The 18,873-nt window shown below is 72.4% G+C and carries 10 protein-coding genes; 4 read left to right on the forward strand and 6 right to left on the reverse strand.

The window, feature by feature from the left end; translation table 11 throughout:
- The first annotated feature begins 28 nt into the window (after window positions 1-28).
- The gene (locus ACTEI_RS17605) at window positions 29-8,764 is read left to right on the forward strand and encodes a pectinesterase family protein (protein WP_122978652.1); all 8,736 of its coding nucleotides are present in this window, start codon (window positions 29-31) and stop codon (window positions 8,762-8,764) included.
- Window positions 8,765-8,940: 176 nt separating this feature from the next.
- Here ACTEI_RS17605 and ACTEI_RS17610 read toward each other — a convergent pair whose 3' ends face one another.
- The 4 genes from ACTEI_RS17610 to ACTEI_RS17625 all read right to left on the reverse strand — a co-directional run bounded on the left by ACTEI_RS17610 (window position 8,941) and on the right by ACTEI_RS17625 (window position 12,668).
- On the reverse strand, window positions 8,941-10,101 hold the full coding sequence (locus ACTEI_RS17610) for a glutathione-independent formaldehyde dehydrogenase (RefSeq protein ID WP_122978653.1): 1,161 nt from the start codon (window positions 10,099-10,101) through the stop codon (window positions 8,941-8,943).
- 184 nt (window positions 10,102-10,285) lie between these two features.
- Window positions 10,286-10,957: a DUF1345 domain-containing protein gene (locus tag ACTEI_RS17615; protein ID WP_122978654.1), complete on the reverse strand. Its 672-nt coding sequence runs from the start codon at window positions 10,955-10,957 to the stop codon at window positions 10,286-10,288.
- Window positions 10,954-12,129, reverse strand: a complete 1,176-nt coding sequence (locus tag ACTEI_RS17620) for a zinc-dependent alcohol dehydrogenase (RefSeq protein ID WP_122978655.1) — start codon at window positions 12,127-12,129, stop codon at window positions 10,954-10,956. The genes ACTEI_RS17615 and ACTEI_RS17620 overlap by 4 nt, the downstream gene beginning before the upstream one ends.
- Entirely contained in the window at window positions 12,126-12,668 is a 543-nt protein-coding gene (locus tag ACTEI_RS17625; RefSeq protein WP_122978656.1) for an SRPBCC family protein, read from the reverse strand. The genes ACTEI_RS17620 and ACTEI_RS17625 overlap by 4 nt, the downstream gene beginning before the upstream one ends.
- 651 nt (window positions 12,669-13,319) lie before the next feature.
- On the opposite strand from ACTEI_RS17625, the gene ACTEI_RS17630 reads away from it, so the two are divergent.
- Window positions 13,320-14,057 carry a Rossmann-fold NAD(P)-binding domain-containing protein gene (locus tag ACTEI_RS17630; protein ID WP_122978657.1) on the forward strand — a complete coding sequence of 246 codons (738 nt, stop codon included), beginning with the start codon at window positions 13,320-13,322 and terminating at the stop codon, window positions 14,055-14,057.
- Between the two features lie 190 nt (window positions 14,058-14,247).
- The gene (locus tag ACTEI_RS17635) at window positions 14,248-14,808 is read left to right on the forward strand and encodes an RICIN domain-containing protein (protein WP_122978658.1); all 561 of its coding nucleotides are present in this window, start codon (window positions 14,248-14,250) and stop codon (window positions 14,806-14,808) included.
- 352 nt (window positions 14,809-15,160) lie between these two features.
- On the opposite strand, the gene ACTEI_RS17640 is transcribed toward ACTEI_RS17635, so the two are convergent.
- Window positions 15,161-15,949, reverse strand: a complete 789-nt coding sequence (locus tag ACTEI_RS17640) for a GNAT family N-acetyltransferase (RefSeq protein WP_122982224.1) — start codon at window positions 15,947-15,949, stop codon at window positions 15,161-15,163.
- Window positions 15,950-16,382: 433 nt separating this feature from the next.
- Between ACTEI_RS17640 and ACTEI_RS17650 the strand changes: the two genes are divergently transcribed.
- Entirely contained in the window at window positions 16,383-16,913 is a 531-nt protein-coding gene (locus ACTEI_RS17650) for a LytR C-terminal domain-containing protein (RefSeq protein WP_122978660.1), read from the forward strand.
- A gap of 335 nt (window positions 16,914-17,248) precedes the next feature.
- Here the strand turns inward: ACTEI_RS17650 and ACTEI_RS17655 are convergent, their stop codons facing one another.
- Window positions 17,249-18,760: a M1 family metallopeptidase gene (locus ACTEI_RS17655; RefSeq protein WP_122978661.1), complete on the reverse strand. Its 1,512-nt coding sequence runs from the start codon at window positions 18,758-18,760 to the stop codon at window positions 17,249-17,251.
- Between the last annotated feature and the right edge of the window lie 113 nt (window positions 18,761-18,873).

Consider the following 18,873-nt stretch of genomic DNA (forward strand, 5'->3'; position numbering starts at 1 on the left):
CGGCCGATCAACACTCGGAACCGCGACGTTGGCCGTCCTGCTCGCCGTCGCCGGCGTCACCGGCGCCGGGCTGTCGGCAGCCTCGGCCGCTGCCGACATCACCGCGCCGGGCGTGCCCGGGAGCCTCAAGACGGCCTATTACGGCCAGGTCGGCGTGACGGTCAGCTGGGGCAAGGTGTCGGCCTCCGACACCGCGGGCTACCGCGTCTACCGGTCCACCACCAAGACCATCGTGGCGGCCACCGACCTGCTGGGCAGCACCGGTACCGCGCTGACGTTCACCGACACCACGGCCGCCGCGGACAAGACGTACTACTACGCGGTCGCCGCCGTGGACCGCAGCGGCAACGTGTCGAAGCCGTCGAGCACGGTCACGGTCAAGACCTCCGACACGAGCGCGCCCGACAAGCCCGCCGGCCTCAAGCTGTCGGCCTCCGCCACCGGCATCACGGTGAGCTGGAACGCGGTCGCCGCCGTGCCCGACCTGGCCGGGTACGTGGTGGCTCGCTCCAGCTCGTCGGGTGGCACCTTCAGCCGGCTCACGCCCGGTCCGTACACCGCGACGTCGTTCGTGGACACGAGCGCCCCGGCCGCCAGCACCTCCTACTACCGGGTCACGGCACTGGACCGCGACGGCAACGCCTCGTCGGCGGCGACCGCCTCGGCAACCCGGCCGACGAGCACCACGACGGCGCCGCCCACCCCGGCCGGGTTCAAGGCCACCGCGAACGCGGCCGGTGGCGCCGTGCTGAGCTGGACCGCCAACGCCGGCACCGTCACCTCCGGCTACGTGCTCGCCCGCGCCGGCGCCGCGGCCGGGCCGTACACGGTGCTGACCGCTACCCCGGTCACCGGCACCACCTACATCGACACCGGCGCCCCGGCCGGCGCGACCGCGTACTACCGCCTCACCGCGGTCAACGCGGCCGGTACCTCCGCGCCCGCCGCGGCCTGGGTGGCGATCCCCCAGGACACCACCGCACCGGCGAGGCCCGCCTCGCTGACGCTGTCCGCCGCCACCGGCGGCATCACGCTGACCTGGGCCGCCGTCACCGGCGCCGCCGACCTGCGGGGCTACCTGGTCTACCGGGCCGCCTCGTCCAGCGGCACCTACAGCCTGCTGACGGCGACACCGCTGACCGGCACCACCTACACCGACCCCACCGCCCCGGCCGGCGCGGCGTCCTACTACCGGGTCACCGCCGTCGACACCACCGGCAACGCCTCCACCCCGGCGACCGGGTCGGCGACCCGGCCGGTCGACACGGCGGCGGCGCCGCCGGTTCCGGCCGGGTTCACGGCGGCCGCCGGCAGCACCGGCGGGGTCGTGCTGACCTGGAGCGCCAACCCGGCCGGCACCACCACCGGCTACGTCGTGCAGCGCGCGCCCGCCGCGTCCGGCCCGTTCACCACGCTGACCGCGACCCCGGTCACCGGCACCACGCTGACCGACGCCGCGGCGCCGGCCGGGACCACGTCGCACTACCGGCTCATCGCGGTCAACGCGGGCGGCTCGTCGGCGCCGGCCACGGCGGCCATCACCCTCGCCGCGGACACCCGGGCCCCGGCCGCGCCGTCCTCGGCCAAGGCCGTCGTCGCGGCGGTGGGCATGACGGTGAGCTGGGCGGCGAACAGGGAGACCGACCTGGCCGGCTACACCGTGCAGAAGCGCAACGGTGACGGCGTCTACGTCGCCTACCTGCCGGCCGCCGGCGCCACCTTCACCGGCACCACCTTCACCGACCCCACCATCACCGAGGGCACCGGCGCCTACTTCCGGATCCGCGCGGTCGACACGACCGGCAACATCTCCTCGTACTCGTCGGTCACCGCGGCCAGCCCGATGGTCAAGCCGGCCACGCCCACCGGCCTGAAGGCGGCGCCGAGCGCCACGCACGGCATCACGCTGAGCTGGGCGGCGAACAGGGAGAGCGACCTCGCCGGCTACACCGTCACCCGCTCGTCGTCCAGCGGCGGCAGCTACGTGCTGATCGGCACGCTTCCCGCGGCCAAGGCCGGCACGGCGCCGATCTTCACCGACACCAGCGCCCCCAGGGGTGTCGCGCAGTACTACAAGCTGACCGCGCTCGACCTGGTCGGCAACGTCTCGGCGACCTCCGCCGCCGCGTCGGCGACCTCGGTGACCGACCCGGTGCCGCTGCCGATCGAGTACACCCACGTGTACGTCGCCGCGGACGGCGCCAACGGCGCGTACCGCACCATCGCGGCGGCTCTGGCCTCGATCCCGGCCACCAACCTGCAGCCCACGATGATCACCATTGCGCCCGGCACCTACCGGGAGACCTTCGAGATCACCTCGCCGAACGTGGTGCTGGTCGGCGCCACCGGCGACCCGGCCGACGTGGTCATCGCCGACGACAAGGCCTCGGGCACCCCGGACCCGGCCGGCGGCACCTACGGCACGGCCGGCAGCGCGACCGTCTTCGTCTCGGCGAAGAACGTCACGTTGCGCAACCTCACCGTGGCCAACACGTTCGACGAGAAGGCGCACCCGGAGATCACCAGCCAGCAGGCCGTCGCCCTGCGGGTCGAGGGAGACCGGTTCACCGGCGACCACGTGCGGCTGCTGGGCAACCAGGACACCCTGCTGGCCGACACCCCCAAGCCGACGACCCGCTCGCGGCAGTACTACGTCAACAGCTACATCGAAGGCGACGTCGACTACCTCTTCGGCGCGGCGAACGCGGTGTTCGACCGGGTGACCCTGCGCTCGCTGGATCGCGGCAAGTCGGACAACGGCGCCATCACCGCGGCCAGCACCGACGCCGGCAGCAAGTACGGCTTCCTGATCATCAACAGCAAGATCACCAGCAGCGCGGCGGCCGGCACCGTGCACCTGGGCCGGCCCTGGCACCCCAGCGCCGACCCGGACGCGATCGGCTCGGTGAACATCGTCAACACCTGGCTGCCGGCCGCGATCGCCACCGACGCGCCGTGGGAGGACATGGCCACCGCCGACTCCAGCGGCGTCAAGGTCAACTTCCGGTGGCAGGACGCCCGCTTCGCCGAGTACGCCAACATCGGCCCGGGCGCGACGCTGAACCCCAACCGGCCGCAGCTGACCGCCTCGCAGGCCGCCGCCGCCACCCCGGCCAAGTACCTGGCCGGCAGCGACGGCTGGAGCCCGATGCTGCCGCCGAGCACCGCCACGCCCGCCTCACCGTCCGGCCTGGCCGCCGCCACCGACACCCGGGTCGTGCACCTGACCTGGAACGACGACACCTCCGCCGATGTGATCGGCTGGAACGTCTACCGGGCGGACGCCGGCACCGGCGCGCTCACGAAGATCGCGAGTGTCGTGGCGCCCACGTTCAGCGACACCACCGTCACCAACGGGGCCAGCTACTCGTACGCGATCACCGCTGTCTCGCGCGGCGCGACCGAGTCGCCGGCCACCATCGGGGCGACCGTCACGGTCGCGCCCGCTCCGCTGGTCACCGACATCACCGTCGACCCGGCGGCCACCCCCGACGGCGCCACCGTGTTCCCCACGCTCACCGCCGCGCTCGCCGCCGCCCGGCCCGGCACCGCGACCGACCCGACGGTCATCGCGGTGGCCAGGGGCACCTACGACGAGTACCTGACGATCACCAAGCCGAACATCGTCGTCGTCGGCGCCACCGGTGTCGCGACCGACGTGGTCATCAACGGCAACCGGGCCGCCGGCACCCCGGTCCCGGGCGCCGCGCCGAACCCCGACGGCACCCCCGCCACCTACGGCACCTCCGGCAGCGCCACCGTCGTGGTCACCGGCAACGCCGTGCAGATGCGCGACCTGACCATCCAGAACAGCTACAAGGAAGGCACGTACGCCAACGGCCAGGCCGTCGCCCTGCGCACGACCGGCGACAAGCTGGTCTTCGACAACGTCCGCCTGCTGGGCAACCAGGACACCCTGTACGCCAACTCGCCGGGCACGACCACGCCGTCGCGCGTCTACTTCCACGACGCGTGGATCGAAGGTGACGTCGACTTCCTGTTCGGCCGGGCCACCGCGGTCTTCGACCGCAGCACGCTCAAGGTCCTCGACCACGCGACGTCGCCGAACGGGGCGATCACCGCGGCCAGCACCGACATCAGCCAGAAGTACGGCTTCCTGATCACCGGCAGCCGGATCATCGGCACCGCCCCGGACGGCTCGCAGAACCTGGGCCGGCCCTGGCAGCCGGGCAAGACCCAGGCCGACGGCACCAGCGTCAAGGACGACAACGCCCGCGGGCAGGTCGTGGTCCGCGACAGCTGGCTGGGCCCGGTGGTCAGCACCACCGCCACCTGGACGAACATGACCAACAGCGGGGTGGTCACCGACTGGCGCACCGCCCGATTCGCCGAGTACGCCAACACCGGCCCGGGCAGCACCGCCACCGCCACCGCCGACCGGCCGCAGCTGAGCCCCGAGCAGGCCGGCGAGTACACCGCGGCCGCGTACCTGGCCGGCGCCGACGGCTGGAACCCGGTCGCCGACCCGGCGCCGGACGTGGCCCCGGCCGCGGTCACCGGCCTGACCGCCGGCGGCGCCGACAAGGCCGTCAACCTGACCTGGGACGACAGCCGGGAAGCCGACGTGACCGGCTACCGCGTCTACCGCGCGGCGGCCGGCGGTGTCACCACCGACGCCGACCAGCTGGTGGCGACCGTGACCAAGGCGGCGTACACCGACAGGGCCGTCACCAACGGCACCGCCTACACCTACGCGGTCGTCGCGGTCGACGCCGCCGGCAACGCCGGGCCGGTGCCGGCCACCGTGGCCGCCACCCCGAACCCGGTGGCGCTGGTGGCCGACCTGACCGTGGCCGCCGACGGCAGCGGCGACCACACCACCCTGCAGGCCGCGGTCAACGCCGCGCCGGCCGGCACCGCCGCCCGGCCCACCGTGATCCTGATCAAGCCGGGCACGTATCGGCAGGTCGTGACGGTCGCCAAGCCGTACCTGGTGATCGCCGGATCCTCCGGTGACGCGCGTGACGTCGTGCTCACCTTCGACAACGCCAACGGCACCCCGGCCGGGCCGGGCACCTGCCCGAGCGTGACGAGCGCGACCTGCGGTACCTCCGGCAGCTTCACGGTCGCCGTCACCGCCGGCAACGTCACGGTCCGGGACCTGACGATCGCCAACACGTTCGACAAGGCCGCGCACCCGGAGATCGGCAACTACAACACCCAGGCGGTGGCGCTCAAGGCCACCGGCGACCGGCAGGTCTACCGCAACGTGCGCCTGCTCGGCGTGCAGGACACCCTGCTCGCCGACTCGGCCGGCTCGATCTCGGCCACCGGTGCCGGCTACGCGCGGCAGTACTACTACGACAGCTTCATCCAGGGCAACGTCGACTTCGTCTTCGGCCGGGCCACCGCGGTCTTCGACCGGGTGACCTTCCACGCCACCGCCCACAACGGCGGGACGATCTTCGCGCCCAGCACCGCGTCGAAGAACCCGAACGGCTACCTGGTGACCGGCAGCCGCATCGTCAGCGCCAACGACCCCGGCACGTTCGCGCTGGGCCGTCCCTGGCAGGGCTGGGCCGACGGCGCCCAACCGGACAACTCGCGCGGTCAGCTGACCATCCGCGACACCACCATCACCGCCGGCATCGACGCCGCCCGGCCGTGGGCCGACTTCGCACCGCTGAAGTGGCAGGACGGGCGGTTCACCGAGTACCGCAACAGCGGCGCCGGCGCGCTGGTCAACGCGAACCGCCCGCAGCTGTCCGACGAGGCCGCCGCCACCCGCACGGCCCAGGCGTACCTGGCCGGCACGGACGGGTGGAACCCGGTCGCCGACGCCGGCGCCGACACGGCCCCGGCCGCGCCGGCCCCGGTGCGCGCCCGCGGCGGCGACGCCCAGGTCACGCTGAGCTGGGCGGAGAACGCCGAGGCCGACGTCGCCGGCTACCGCGTCTACCGCGGCACCGGCACCGAGCCGGTGCCGGTGGACGGCGCCCACCAGGTCGGCGCAGCGCTGCTGAGCACGGCCGGCCTGACCGACACCGGGCTGGTCAACGGCACCACGTACCGCTACGTGGTCGTCGCGGTCGACGCGGCCGGCAACACCTCCGCCGCCTCGGCCCCCGTGAGCGCCACCCCGGCACTGCGCGTGGACGCGACCGTCGACGCCGACGGGACCGGCACGTACCCGACGCTGCAGGCCGCCCTGGACGCGGCCACCGGCACGGCCGGCTGGGTCGTCTCGGTCGCGCCCGGCACCTACGCCGGTCCGGTGAGCATCAGCAAGTCGAACGTCACCCTCGTCGGCGCGACCGGCGACCCGGGCGACGTCGTGATCACCAACGGCACCGCCACCGCGGCGATGTCGGTCACCGGCTCGTCGGTGACGGTGCGGGACGTGACCGTCCGCAACACCACGGCCTCCGGCGCCGCGCCGGCGGTGACGATGACCGGTGACAAGGTGCTGCTGCAGCACGTGGCGCTCACCGGCGGCACCCGGACGGTCTTCGCCGACACGTCCACCTACACCGCCGCCGCCCGCCAGATGATCGACAACTCGGTCATCGAGGGCAACAGCGACATCGTGCTGGGTCGCGCCACGCTGGTGATCAACAAGACCGTCATCACGGTCAAGGCCGGCGGCGGCACGGTGCTGACCCCGAGCACCGCCGCCACGTTCCCGGGCATCCTGCTGATCAACAGCACGGTCAGCACCCCGGCCGGGGTGACCGGCGTGCAGCTGGGCCGGCCGTACCGGGCCTGGGGTGACCAGTACACCCCCAACTCGGTCGGCCAGGCGGTCGTCCGCGACACCGTCCTGGGCGCGGGGATCACCACCGCCAAGCCGTGGGGGACCGGACCGGCCGGTGAGCCGTGGACCCTGGGCCGGCTGGCCGAGTACGCCAACACCGGTGACGGCGCCGGCGCCGGCGACAACCGCCCGCAGCTGAGCCCGGCGGAGTCGGTCACGGCGACGGTCAGCGGCTGGCTCGGCACCGGCGCCTGGCACCCGGCCGTCGCGGACCCGGCGGCCCCCGCCGACGTCACCGCGCCGGCCGTGCCGGGGCAGCTCACCGCCACCGGCGCCGACGGGACCGCCGAGCTGCGCTGGGCGGCCGGCGACGACGCCGACCTCGCCGGGTTCCGGCTCTACCGCGCCACCGGCGCCGCCGTCACGCCCGGGCCGGCCACCCTGGTCAGGTCCGGGCTGACCGGCACCTCGTACGCCGACTCCGGGCTGACCAACGGCACCACCTACACCTACGCGCTGGTGGCCGTCGACGCCGCCGGCAACACCTCGGCGCCGGCCACGGTGCGCCTCACCCCGGCCGACAGCGCGCCACCGGCGGCACCGGCCGGGCTCAGGGCCGGCGCCGGCGACACCAGGGTCACGCTGAGCTGGACCGCCAACCGGGAGACCGACCTGGCCGGCTACCACGTCTACCCGGCCGACGGGAACACGAAGATCAACAACAGTCTGATCACCGGTACGTCGTACGCGGTGACCGGGCTCGACAACGGCACCGCCTACCGGTACGTCGTCACCGCCGTGGACACCGCGGGCAACGAGTCGGCGGCCTCCGCACCGGTCGAGGCCACCCCGGCGGCCGGCGACCGCACCGCTCCGGCCGCACCGGGCGCGGTGCGTACCGTGCTCGGCAAGGCCTCGGTGACCGTGGCCTGGTCGGCGGTGGACGACAGCGACCTGGCCGGTTACGACCTCTACCGCTCCACCGGTGGCGCCGAGCCGCAGCGGATCGCGACCGGCGTGACCGCGACGTCGCACACCGACACCACGGTCACCGTCGGCACCGCCTACACCTACACCGTGGTGGCCGCCGACACCGCCGGCAACACCTCCGAGGCCTCGAAGGCGGCGTCCGCGACACCGGTCAAGGCCGACGTCGTGGTGGCCGCCGACGGCTCCGGCGACGCCACCACGGTCGCGGCCGGGCTCGCCCTGCTGGCCGACAACGCCGACTACACCACGCAGGGCTACCGCGTCGTGCTGATCAAGCCGGGCACCTACACCGGCACCGTGACCAGCGGCAACCGGTACGGCGTCACCCTGCTCGGCGCCACCGGCGACCCGGCCGACACGGTTCTGACGGCCGGCGGCACCGCGACGGCGGCCACGCTGACCCTCTCCGGGCACCAGTGGACGGTGCGCAACCTGACGGTCGCCAACACCAACGGCGCCGGGGCGCAGGCCACCGCCGTGCAGGTCAAGAGCGGTGACAGGGACGTCTTCGACAACGTACGCCTGCTCGGCGACAAGCAGACGCTGCTGCTGAGCACCGCCAACGTGACGACCTACAGCCGGATCTACTTCCGCGGGGCGTACATCGAAGGCGGCGCGGACATGGTCCTGGGCCGGGCGGTCGCGGTGTTCGACCGCAGCACCTTCCACGTGCTGTCGCGCCCCGGCGCCAGCATCACCGGCTCGTCGATCAGCAGTGCGTCGCCGTACGGTTTCCTCATCACCGACAGCACCATCACCACCGACGGCGCCGCGAACTCGGTCTACCTGGGCCGGCCCTACAGCACCACCGGGCAGGCACAGGTCGTGGTCCGCGACTCGGTGCTGGCAGCGGGCGTCAACACCGCCCAGCCGTGGAACAACGGGGACGCCGCCACCCCGTGGACGGCCGGACGGTTCTTCGAGTACCAGAACAGCGGGCCGGGAGCGGCCGTGGTCAACGCCGCGACCCGCCCGATGCTGGCCGACGCCGACGCGGGCGCCTACACCGCCCGCAGGTACCTGGCCGGCGCCGACAACTGGAACCCGACCGCCGGCTGAGCCTCTGCGCCGCACCGTACCCCCGTCACCGGAGCTCCGGGGCGGGGGTGCGTGCGTTCCGGCTGCCGGTTGTCCTGCCACCCGTCGGTGCCGCCGGCGCGGACCGCGTGACGCGCCGGCGGGGAAGAGTCGGCCCGGCCCGGATCGCGGGGGCGTCCGTCGCGCACCCGGACGTGTCAGGCGCCCGCCCCCGCCATCGCCGGGTGCAGGACGACCTTCGTCCAGCCGTCGTCGCGGTTGTCGAAGTGCTCGTAGGCCTCCGGTGCCCGGTCGAGGGGCAGTTCGTGGCTGACGATGAACGACGGTTCGGCCTTGCCGCCGGCGATCAGGTCGCGCAGCTGCCGGTTGTACTTCTTGACCGGGGCCTGGCCGGTGCCGATGTGCTGGCCCTTGAACCAGAACATGCCGTAGTCGAAGGCGAGTTTGCCCTGCTTGGCAAGCTCGTCGCCGGCCCCGGGGTCCTGGGGCACGAAGACGCCGACGTTGCCGATCCTGCCGGTGAAGCGCACCGAGGCGACCAGCCGGTTCATCGTCAGGTCGGCCTGTTCCTGGCCGTCGGGCTCGTGCGCCTGGTAGCCGACGCACTCGCAGCCGTTGTCCGCGCCCAGCCCCATCGTCTGCTCGAGAACGGCCTGCACCGGGTCGACCTTCGAGTCGTCGACGGCGATCGCGCCGATCGACTCGGCCAGGCGCAGCCGGTCGGGGTGCCGGTCGACGACCATCACCTTGCTCGCGCCTCGGATGGTTGCGGAGAGGGCGGCCATCAGACCGACCGGGCCCGCGCCGTAGATGACCGTCTGGTCGCCGGGCCGCACGCCGGCCATCTCGGTGGCGTGGTAGCCGGTCGGGAAGATGTCGGCGAGCATCACGTAGTCGGTTTGGCGCTGCTCGGCGTCCTCGCCCAGCCGCAGGCAGTTGAAGTCGCCCCAGGGCACGCGCAGCAGCTCGGCCTGTCCGCCGCCGTACGGGCCCATGTCGGCGAAGCCGTACGCGGCGCCGGCCATCTTGGGCTCGGGCTGGGCGGTCAGGCAGTAGTTGGTCAGCTGACGCTCGCAGTTCTTGCAGTGCCCGCAGGAGATGTTGAACGGCAGGACGACCCAGTCGCCCACCCGTACCTTGTCGACCCCGGTGCCCACCTCGACCACCTGGCCCAGGTTCTCGTGCCCGAACCAGCGGCCGGGCTCGAAGTCGGTCCGGCCCTCGTACATGTGCAGGTCCGAGCCGCAGATGTTCGCCGACGTGATCCGTACCAGGACGTCGGTCGGCCGTTCGATCCGCGCGTCCGGCACATCCTTGACGCTGACCTGCCGCGGCCCGTCGTACACCACTGCCTTCATTGCTGCCTCCTCGTCGCAGTCGCCTCCCTCCGCCCGGCTCGGGCCGGGTCTTCATTACATACAGGCGACGGATCGCCCGGGGCCGGTATCGGAATCTATGCCGGTACCGGCCGGGGATGCCGATCCGAGGATCGGTCACCGTGCGGGGGTGACGCGGACGGTGGCGCCGGCTCGCCGGCGATCGTCAGGACGATTGCCCGAGATTCGTGACGAGGTTGATGGCCACAGCGAGGATGCCGGTGCCGAAGGCGTAGGCCAGCAGAGCGTGCCCGAGCACCACCCGCCGCACCGGGCTGAGGGTGGGTTCGGTCTCGGTGACGCCGAAGGCCATGCCGACGGTGAACGCCATGTAGGCGAAGTCGCTGTAGCGGGGCGGGGCCTGGTGTTTGAAGTCGATGCCGCCGCCGCTGTCGTGGTGGTACATCCGGGCGTACTTGAACGCGAATACTGTGTTGACCAGCGCCCATGACAGGATGACCGCGACGACGCTGGCGATGACGGTGGCCACCGCGATGGTGTCCTGGCCACCGGAGGATCGGATCAGCGCTTCGGCCACCACGGCCAGGCTGACTCCGCTGGCGATCAGCACGGCCGAGTCGGTCGACCGCGACCGGCTCTCCGCCTGGGCCAGCCGCTCGGTCCCTTGCGGGCCTTGCGGCCAGCTGATCCGCCACACCCAGACGAGGATCAGGGCGGCCGCGACGATCCAGCCCAGCAGGGCGCTCAGTTCCGGCGCGCCGAGCACCACGGCCACCGCCGCGGCCGCGATGCCGGCGGCCAGGGACAGTGACACGCGGCGGACCGACAACAGCCGCCCGGTGGAGGTCGGCGCGCCCGTGCCGCGGTTGTCGGTCATGGCTTCAGCACGATCTTCTCGCAGTTGTCCTGCTTGTTCTTGAAGATGTCGTAGCCGTGCGGGGCCTCGTCGAGCGGGAGCCGATGGGTGATGATGCGGGTCGGATCGATCTCGCCGCGTTCGATGCGCCGCAGCAGTGGTTTCATGTACCGCTGCACGTGGCACTGCCCGGTGCGCAGGGTCAGCGACCGGTTCATCCAGGCGCCGGCGGGGAACTTGTCGAGGAAGCCGCCGTACACACCGATGACCGAGACCACGCCGCCGCTGCGGCACGACATGATCGCCTGGCGCAGCGCGTGCGGGCGTTCGGTCTCCGACCGTACGGCCTGCTTGATCCGGTCGTACGCGGCGATGTGCGCGCTGCCGTGGGTGGCCTCCATGCCGACCGCGTCGATGCACCTGTCCGGTCCCCGCCCACCGGTCAGTTCCAGCAGCCTCAACCGCACGTCGACGTCGTCGAAGTTCACCGGGATGTGGCCGGCCTGTTCGGCCATCCGCAGCCGGTACGGTTCCCTGTCGATGGCGATGACCTTCGCGGCGCCGAGCACCCGGGCGCTGTCCATGGCGAACTGGCCGACCGGACCGGCGCCCCACACCGCCACCACGTCGCTGGGCCGGATGTCGCACATCTCGGCGCCCATGTAGCCGGTGGGCAGGATGTCGGACAGGAACAGCACCTGCTCGTCGGTCAGGTCCGACTCGATCTTCAGCGGGCCGACGTCGGCGAACGGCACTCGCGCGTACTGGGCCTGACCGCCTGCGAAGCCGCCGGTCAGATGCGAGTAGCCGAAGATCCCGGCCACCGGGTGCCCGAACATCTTCTCCGCGATGCCCGCGTTGGGATTGGAGTTCTCGCAGCAGGAGTACAGCTCGGCGGCGCAGGCGGCGCACGCGCCGCACGCGATCGGAAACGGCACGACCACCCGGTCACCGACGCGCAGCGTGTCCGCGGGCACCCCGGATCCGACCTCGATCACCTCGCCCATGAACTCGTGGCCCATGACGTCGCCGTCCTGCATCGTGGGCACATACCCGTCGACCAGGTGCAGATCCGAGCCGCAGATCGCGGTGGAGGTGATGCCTACGATGGCATCGCGCTTGTTGAGAATCTTCGGGTCCGGCAGGTCGCGGACCTCGACCTTGTTGCGGCCGGCCCAGGTGTTCGCCCTCACTGCCCGGCTCCTTCCGCCAGCTCGGCGTCCGACAGCGGTTGCGCCGGACGCTGCGGGAACTCCTTGCGGGCCCGTTTGCCCCACGGGGCGCCGTCGGACCGGACCACCTCGCCGGTCTCCAGCACCTGCTTGAACCGGCGCAGATCGTCGTCGAGCTGCTGATGCGGCTCTTCACCGAAGTACTTCGCGACCGCCTTGCCGACCGCGCCGCCCGGAATGTCGTACACCAGCGCGACATGCACCTCGGTGCTCACCCCGTCCGGGGCCGGCACGAACCGGACCGTACCGGCATTCGGCACGTCGGCGTTGCCGGTCGAACGCCACGCGATCTTCTCGCCGGGCACCTCGTCGACGATCTCCGCGTCCCATTCGACGTCCCTGCCGAACGGGGCGCCGGCCACCCAGTGGCTCGTCCGGTCACCGGTGGCACGCACCTGCTCCAGATGCGCCATGAACGTCGGCAGGTTCTGCAGATCACGCCAGAACGCGTAGACCTCCGTCCCGGCTCTGCGAACAGTTGTCGCGGCTGTCAGCTCCATGTGGATCCTCCCTACTTGTGCCCGCGCCGCCGGCACGAAGCCGATCCGAACAGCGCCGTCGGCCCGCGGCGTCGTGACCCGCGCCGCGGGGCCGTCGCACCGTGCCGGGCGCCGCCGGCTGTGCCAGGCCCCTAGCCGGAGCCCACCAGCGCCACCCGCAGCCCGTCCCGCGTTCTTCCCCTGCCTACCGGGGTGGGAAGTCGCTTCACGGGCGTCCTCGTATCGAGATCGCGTCCGTCCCGGCGCCGCCGCGATTGCCGTACACGGCTTCTTCCCGGCGCGCATACCCCCCGGGGAGGCGGCTGAACCCACAGGTGGCGGCGGGCGGCTCCGGCTATGCCACCCGAATGGCGGGTGGCTCGCGCGGCACGATTTATGCAGGTTTGTCGGTGGCGGTGCGCACCCGTGCCGACGGCCGCCTCCGTCGCCCGCGCACGCACTCCGCCACGGCGCACGCGGTGACGCGGCCCGCCGCGGTCATCGGGGGGTGGTGTCGGCTACGACCTGGGTCAGGTGTTGGAAGAGGGTCAGGATGGTGGCCCGCTCGGCCTGCGGGGGCGACGAGCAGTACTCGTCGATCTTGAGCACCATCGGGCTCCACGCGGCGAAGGAACCGGTGGCAGTATCGCCGGGCCCGCGCTGGCGTGGGCGTTGTCTCGGGAGGGCTTCGAGCCCACCGTCCTGGAGCGGTCACCCGGCCGGCGCGACGCGGGGCAGAACGTCGACATCCGCGGACTCGGCCGGGTGGTGCTGGAACGGATGGGCATCCTGGACGCGGTGTGGGCGAAGCGCACCGGAGAGACCGGCACCCGCTTCGTGGACCGCGACGGTCGGGTGCGCGCCGAGCTGCGGCCCGAGCCGGGGCGCGACGCCAGCACCGCCGAGCTGGAGATCCTGCGCGGGCGGCTGTCCGAGATCCTGCTCGCCGCGATCGAGGACGATGTGCAGATCCGCTACGGCGACTTCGTCACCGCGGCGCATCGGGACGCCTCCGGCGTCGACATCGAGACCGAGCGCGGCCGGCGGGAACGTTTCGACATGCTGGTGGTCGCAGAGGGGCGGAGTTCGCGTACGCGGCGGCTGCTCTTCGCCGGTGAAACCCGCCGTCTCGACAAGGGCGTCACCATCGCGTACGGCACCATCGACCGCCGGGACAGCGACTCCGACTGGTGGCAGTGGATGACCACGACCGGTGGGCGTACCGCCGGACTGCGCCCGGACAACGTCGGCACCATCCGGGCCCACCTGTCCTTCCAGAGCCTCGGGCCCGGTCCGCGGCTGATGCATCCACAGACGTCCGCCGGTGTCTCGCTGATCCAGGCCGGGATGCGGCTGGCCGGCTCGTGGCCGGATGCCGCCCAGACCCACGACATGAGCGTCCAACTGTAAGGCTGTCCGCAGGCTGCCCGAGGTTGTAATGTCGCCGTCGCCGTCGAGGCGACTGTCCTTCCGCATCCGCGTCATTCAGGTACGGCCATGCCGATGTTTCGCTCTCCGGCGATCAGAAACCGACCCTGGGCGCGTCCAGATGATCCATGCCTGGTCCCGGCGCCATCCCCCCGACTCTTCGGAGGTATCTGTGAGACGTCTCGCGACCGCTCTCGCCGCGGCCGGTGCCGCCGGTGCGGCTGTTCTCGCGGCACCGGCCGCGGCGCTGGCGACGCCCGATGCGGCGTCAGCCGCCGCATCCGCCTCGGCGCAGGAAGTCTGGTGGACCACGCGGAACTGGCGAAGCGGGAAATGCCTGGAGCAGAGCTGGGTGAACGGCGTCGAGCAGCCGGACGTCAAGGTGGCCGGATGTACCGGCGGCGACCATCAGCAGTGGGCGTTCACCTTGGTGGACAGCTCCTACAGCATCGTGACCGTGAAGAACAAGAGAAGCGGTAAGTGTCTGCAGCAGAGCTGGGTGAACGGCGTCGAGCAACCGGACGTGAAGGCGGCCGGCTGCACCGGCGGCTCGAACCAGCTGTGGCAGATCCACCAGGCGCAATACCAGGTCACTGGATATTTCCTCGAAAACGAGAGCAGCGGCAAACTGTTGCAGCAGCGCTACGTGAACGGCACCGAGTACCCGGAGGTGAACGTCGGTACAGGCGGCGGTTTCGATTACCTGAACCAGGTCTGGCGCTCGCCACGCTAGTGCCTCGTCTCCAGACGTCGGCCGGCCGGATCGAGGCGTACGGGCCAGCGGCAGGAGGGTTCATCATGTCGGCGTCGTGCCCACCCACGCGGCGGAAACGATCAACGCCGGAACGGGGCGGCGCGGCGGGCGCGCGCCACGCGGTGTCGGCTCACACGCCGACGCCAGGGGTCGTTCGCGTCGCGTCCGCTGTGGCCGGAAGTCTTTCGCGCCACGACTGAGGTGGACGCGGCTCGCGCCCGCGTGCCGCCGGTGCCCAGGACACGGCCCCGGACAGGTGCCGCGCGAGGACGTCGACCGGCCGCCCGGAGATCACCCGCTGGGCGAGGCCGGCCACCACCAGGTCACGCAGCTATCGCGGCGGCGTCCACTGATAATGCGTCGAGGTGGTGATCTCGTGGAAGCCGCACCGGCGCAGGATGGGCGCGCTGGCCGCGGACGCGTCGACATGCAGCAGCCGGAAGCCGCGGCTGACGGCCTCCCGTGCCCGAGCGGCGATCATGGCGCGGTAGAGCCCGCGTCCGCGCCACTGCGGCAGTGTCGCGCCGCCGAGCAGCGCGACGAATTCGGTGCCCGGCTCGTACACCGCAATGGCAGTACAGGCCAGCCGCTCACCGGCCTCCGCGACCAGGATGGTGATCTGGCCGGGATCCGCCGACACCCGGGCGCTGAGGTCGGCCGCGACCCAGGAGCAGTCGGCCCCGAACACCTCGGTCTGAAGGTCGGCGAAGCGGCGCAGGTCCTCGGCCGCGCTGACCTGCCGCAGCACGACTGCGCGGGGTAGGACCGGCTCGGCGGCCACCTGTTCGGCGAAGGCGATCAGCACCGTCGCCGCTTCCTGCGCGACGAACCCCGCCGCGACCAGGCGCTCGGGAAGGTCGGTGGGAAGGTCGTGTGCCCGCAGCTTCCACTCGACGCCCTGGCCACGCGCCCGGAAGTAGTCGCGCTGACGGGCGATCAGGCGGTCGAGCTCAGCGCCGGTGACGCCGACGTCACGCGGCGCCCGGATCCGTCCCACGTGCCCACCGGCGATCCGCAGGATCGGACCGTCGTGCTCGTAGGTCATGCCGGACGGGACGGCGCCGGCCGGTATACGCATCTGCGCGTCGTAAGCGGCCAGCAGAGCGGCGGCATCAACCATGGTCACACCGTGCCAGACGCGCGCTACCACGGCGGCTGCTCGACCGGCGCGGCCTGCACGCGCGAGCACGCCGCCGGTTCCGCGGCCGGCGTTCACCTTCGGCGCGGTGCCGCCGGATCCGACGATGCTCGCGGGAAACCCGCGCCGCGTGCGCGGCGTGCCGCAGGCCGTGGCAGTCGCACACGCGGGCCGGACCGGCGAACGGGCGATCGCGCGGGCCGGGCGGCCCGGCGCGCGGTGGCGCTGCGCTGAGGGAGGTGACGGCGGTGCTCACGGCCGCGGTGCCCCGTACCGTCAGAATCGGCCGCCCGGCCGGACGTCTCGACCGGCCCGGCAGGCAACGGCCTGGTCAGCGGCCGGGCGGCGCCCGCCGCCGGATAACGATAGTGTGTCGTGAGTACACAAAACCCGATCGGCGTGCGTCACTGTTGGCGTGACACACACGCGCGTGCGGGCCTACCTGGTCATCGGTGTTCTGGCCGCGGTCGCGGCCGTCGTGGCGGTGCTCTCGGTGGTGCGTGACTCCCAGGCCGGCGCGGCGGCCGGCGGCCGCTGCCCGGCCGGTGCGGTCCCGGCGGACCTGACCTTTCCCGACGTGCCCGAGCAGGTGACGCTGCGGGTGCTCGACGGCACCCGGGCCGGGGGAGTGGCCCGCCGGGTCAGCGCCGACTTCCGGGGCCGCGGCTTCAGGGTGCAGCCGGCCAGCCGGAGCAGGACCAGGTTCGACCAGGTCGCGATCATCCAGTACGGCCCGAAGACGGTCGGCGCCGCCCAGTGGATCAGGGCGTTCTTCCTGGGCCAGGCGACAATGGAGTTCAACGCCAAGCGCGGCACCGAGGCGATCGACGTCGTGATCGGTGACCGGTTCCGTCAGCTCGCCACCTTCACCGAGGTCAACCAGTCGCTGGCGCAGCTGAGCGAACCGACCCTGCCGCCGGGCACCTGCGCGGCCCCGGCCTCCTGAGCCGCCGCGCGCGACGGCGCCGGCTCAGCGGCGCGGGCCCAGCGTGCCCGGCGCGCCGCGCCCGGCCCTGATCAGCGACGCGGCGGCGGTCACGGCCAGGGTGCCGGCGATCACCGACAGGGAGACGCCGATGCCGATGTGCGGGGCAGCCAGCCGGTCACCTGCACGGGCGTCGACCTCCCAGCACGCGCGCGACGGGGACCATCAGCAGCCTCGCAGACAGCGGCCAGGGGAGAGAAGCCCGGAAGACATCCGCCCGCGTTTCTTCTTCTCCGGGCACGACACCCCCGTACCGGCCGCCGCGGCGTGCCGTACCGGCACGCCGCGGCGGTGACTCACCGGTGCAGCAGTTCGTGGGTACGGCTGATCTGCGCCCACGACTTCGGCGCGACCGGCACGTTCGCCGAGCGTGCCGAGCTCGCCGGCGCGCCGGCGAGCACCGGCTTGGCCGGGGTGTACAGCCACGCCTGGAACAGCGCGTGCAGGTCCTTGCCGGAGATCTGCTCGGCCAGGGCGGTGAACTGCTCGGTGGTGGCGTCGCCGTACCGGTGCTGCGCCGTCCAGGTCCGCACGATCTCGAAGAAGTCCTCGTCGCCGACCGCGGTGCGCAGCTGGTGCAGGGTCATCGCGCCGCGGTCGTAGACGGCGTCGCCGAACAGCTGCGCCACGCCCGGGTCCGCCGGGGCGGTGGTCCAGATCGGCGCGTCGTCCGGCGAGGTCGCGTACAGGTAATCGAAGATCTCCTGCGCGGTGCCCTCGTCGGTCTTCTCCGACCACAACCATTCGGCGTAGCTGGCGAAGCCCTCGTTGAGCCAGGTGTGCTGCCAGGAGCGCACCGACACCGAGTCGCCGAACCACTGGTGGGCGTTCTCGTGCACGATCACCGCGGGGTTGGAGCCGCGGCGGAAGAACCCGGCCGAGTAGATCGGCCGGGTCTGGTTCTCCAGGGCGAAGCCGAGCTCGCCCGGAGGCAGGACCACGCCGCCGCGCGCCTCGAACGGGTACGGCCCGAACACGGTGGACCCCCAGTCGACGATCTCCGCGGTGCGTTCGACGCTGGCCTGCGCGGCGTCACGCAAGTCCGCGGGCAGCAGCTGCGAGTACGCGTTGTAGACGGTGGTGCCGTCGGCGGCGGTGTCGGTGGTGACGTCGTACTGCCCGACGGTCAGGAACGTCAGGTAGGTGGCCTGCGGCTTCAGCGACCGCCAGCTCCACCGGGTGTAGCCCAGCGTCTCGCGCACCGGCGGGCGCGGCTGCACGCCGTTGCTGATCGCCTCGACACCGTCGGGCACGGACACCGACACGTCGAAGGTGGCCTTGTCCGACGGGTGGTCGTTGCTCGGGTACCACCACCAGGCGATCTCCGGCTCGCCGACGGCCAGCGCCCCGTCGGCGGTGCGTTCCCAGGCGGTGAAGCCGTCGACCGCCTTGCTGGAGGGCACGCCGGAGTACTGCACCACGATGGTGATCGCGGCGCCGGCCGTGATGCTGCGCGCCGGGGTGACGACCAGCTCGTGCGCGCCCTCGCGGGCGAAGCCGGCCGGGCGGTTGTTCACCTGCACCGAGGAGACGTCCAGCAGGAAGTCGAGGTTGAGCCGGCTCAGGTCCTGGGTGGCCGTGGCCAGGATGGTCGTGGTCCCGGTGAGCCTGTCGGTGGCGGGGGTGTAGCGCAGCCGGATGTCGTAGTGGGCGACGTCGTAGCCGCCGTTGCCGTAGTCCGGGTAGTAGGTGTCGCCGGCGCCGGCCGCGCCGGGGGCCGGTGCGGCCCGGCGGTGCGCGTGGGCGGCCGCGCCCGTCGCGGCGAGCGTCAACGCTGTGGCGAGGGTGGCCACGAGCAGTCGTCGCACGGTGGAACTCCTTCCGATCGGTGAGAACGGTCGGCCGTAACCTATCGAAGAACTTCGACCTTGATGATGCGTGTGGTGTTTACGTGCGTGAATTGCGGTGACCGCCGGGCGGC

The sequence above is a fragment of the Actinoplanes teichomyceticus ATCC 31121 genome (assembly GCF_003711105.1).
Classification (GTDB): domain Bacteria; phylum Actinomycetota; class Actinomycetes; order Mycobacteriales; family Micromonosporaceae; genus Actinoplanes; species Actinoplanes teichomyceticus.

Coding starts and splice junctions, on each gene's coding strand:
- ACTEI_RS17610 (WP_122978653.1), bottom strand. CDS start 10,101: ATGAAGGCAGTGGTGTACGACGGGCCGCGGCAGGTCAGCGTCAAGGAT.
- ACTEI_RS17615 (WP_122978654.1), bottom strand. CDS start 10,957: ATGACCGACAACCGCGGCACGGGCGCGCCGACCTCCACCGGGCGGCTG.
- ACTEI_RS17625 (WP_122978656.1), bottom strand. CDS start 12,668: ATGGAGCTGACAGCCGCGACAACTGTTCGCAGAGCCGGGACGGAGGTC.
- ACTEI_RS17640 (WP_122982224.1), bottom strand. CDS start 15,949: ATGGTTGATGCCGCCGCTCTGCTGGCCGCTTACGACGCGCAGATGCGT.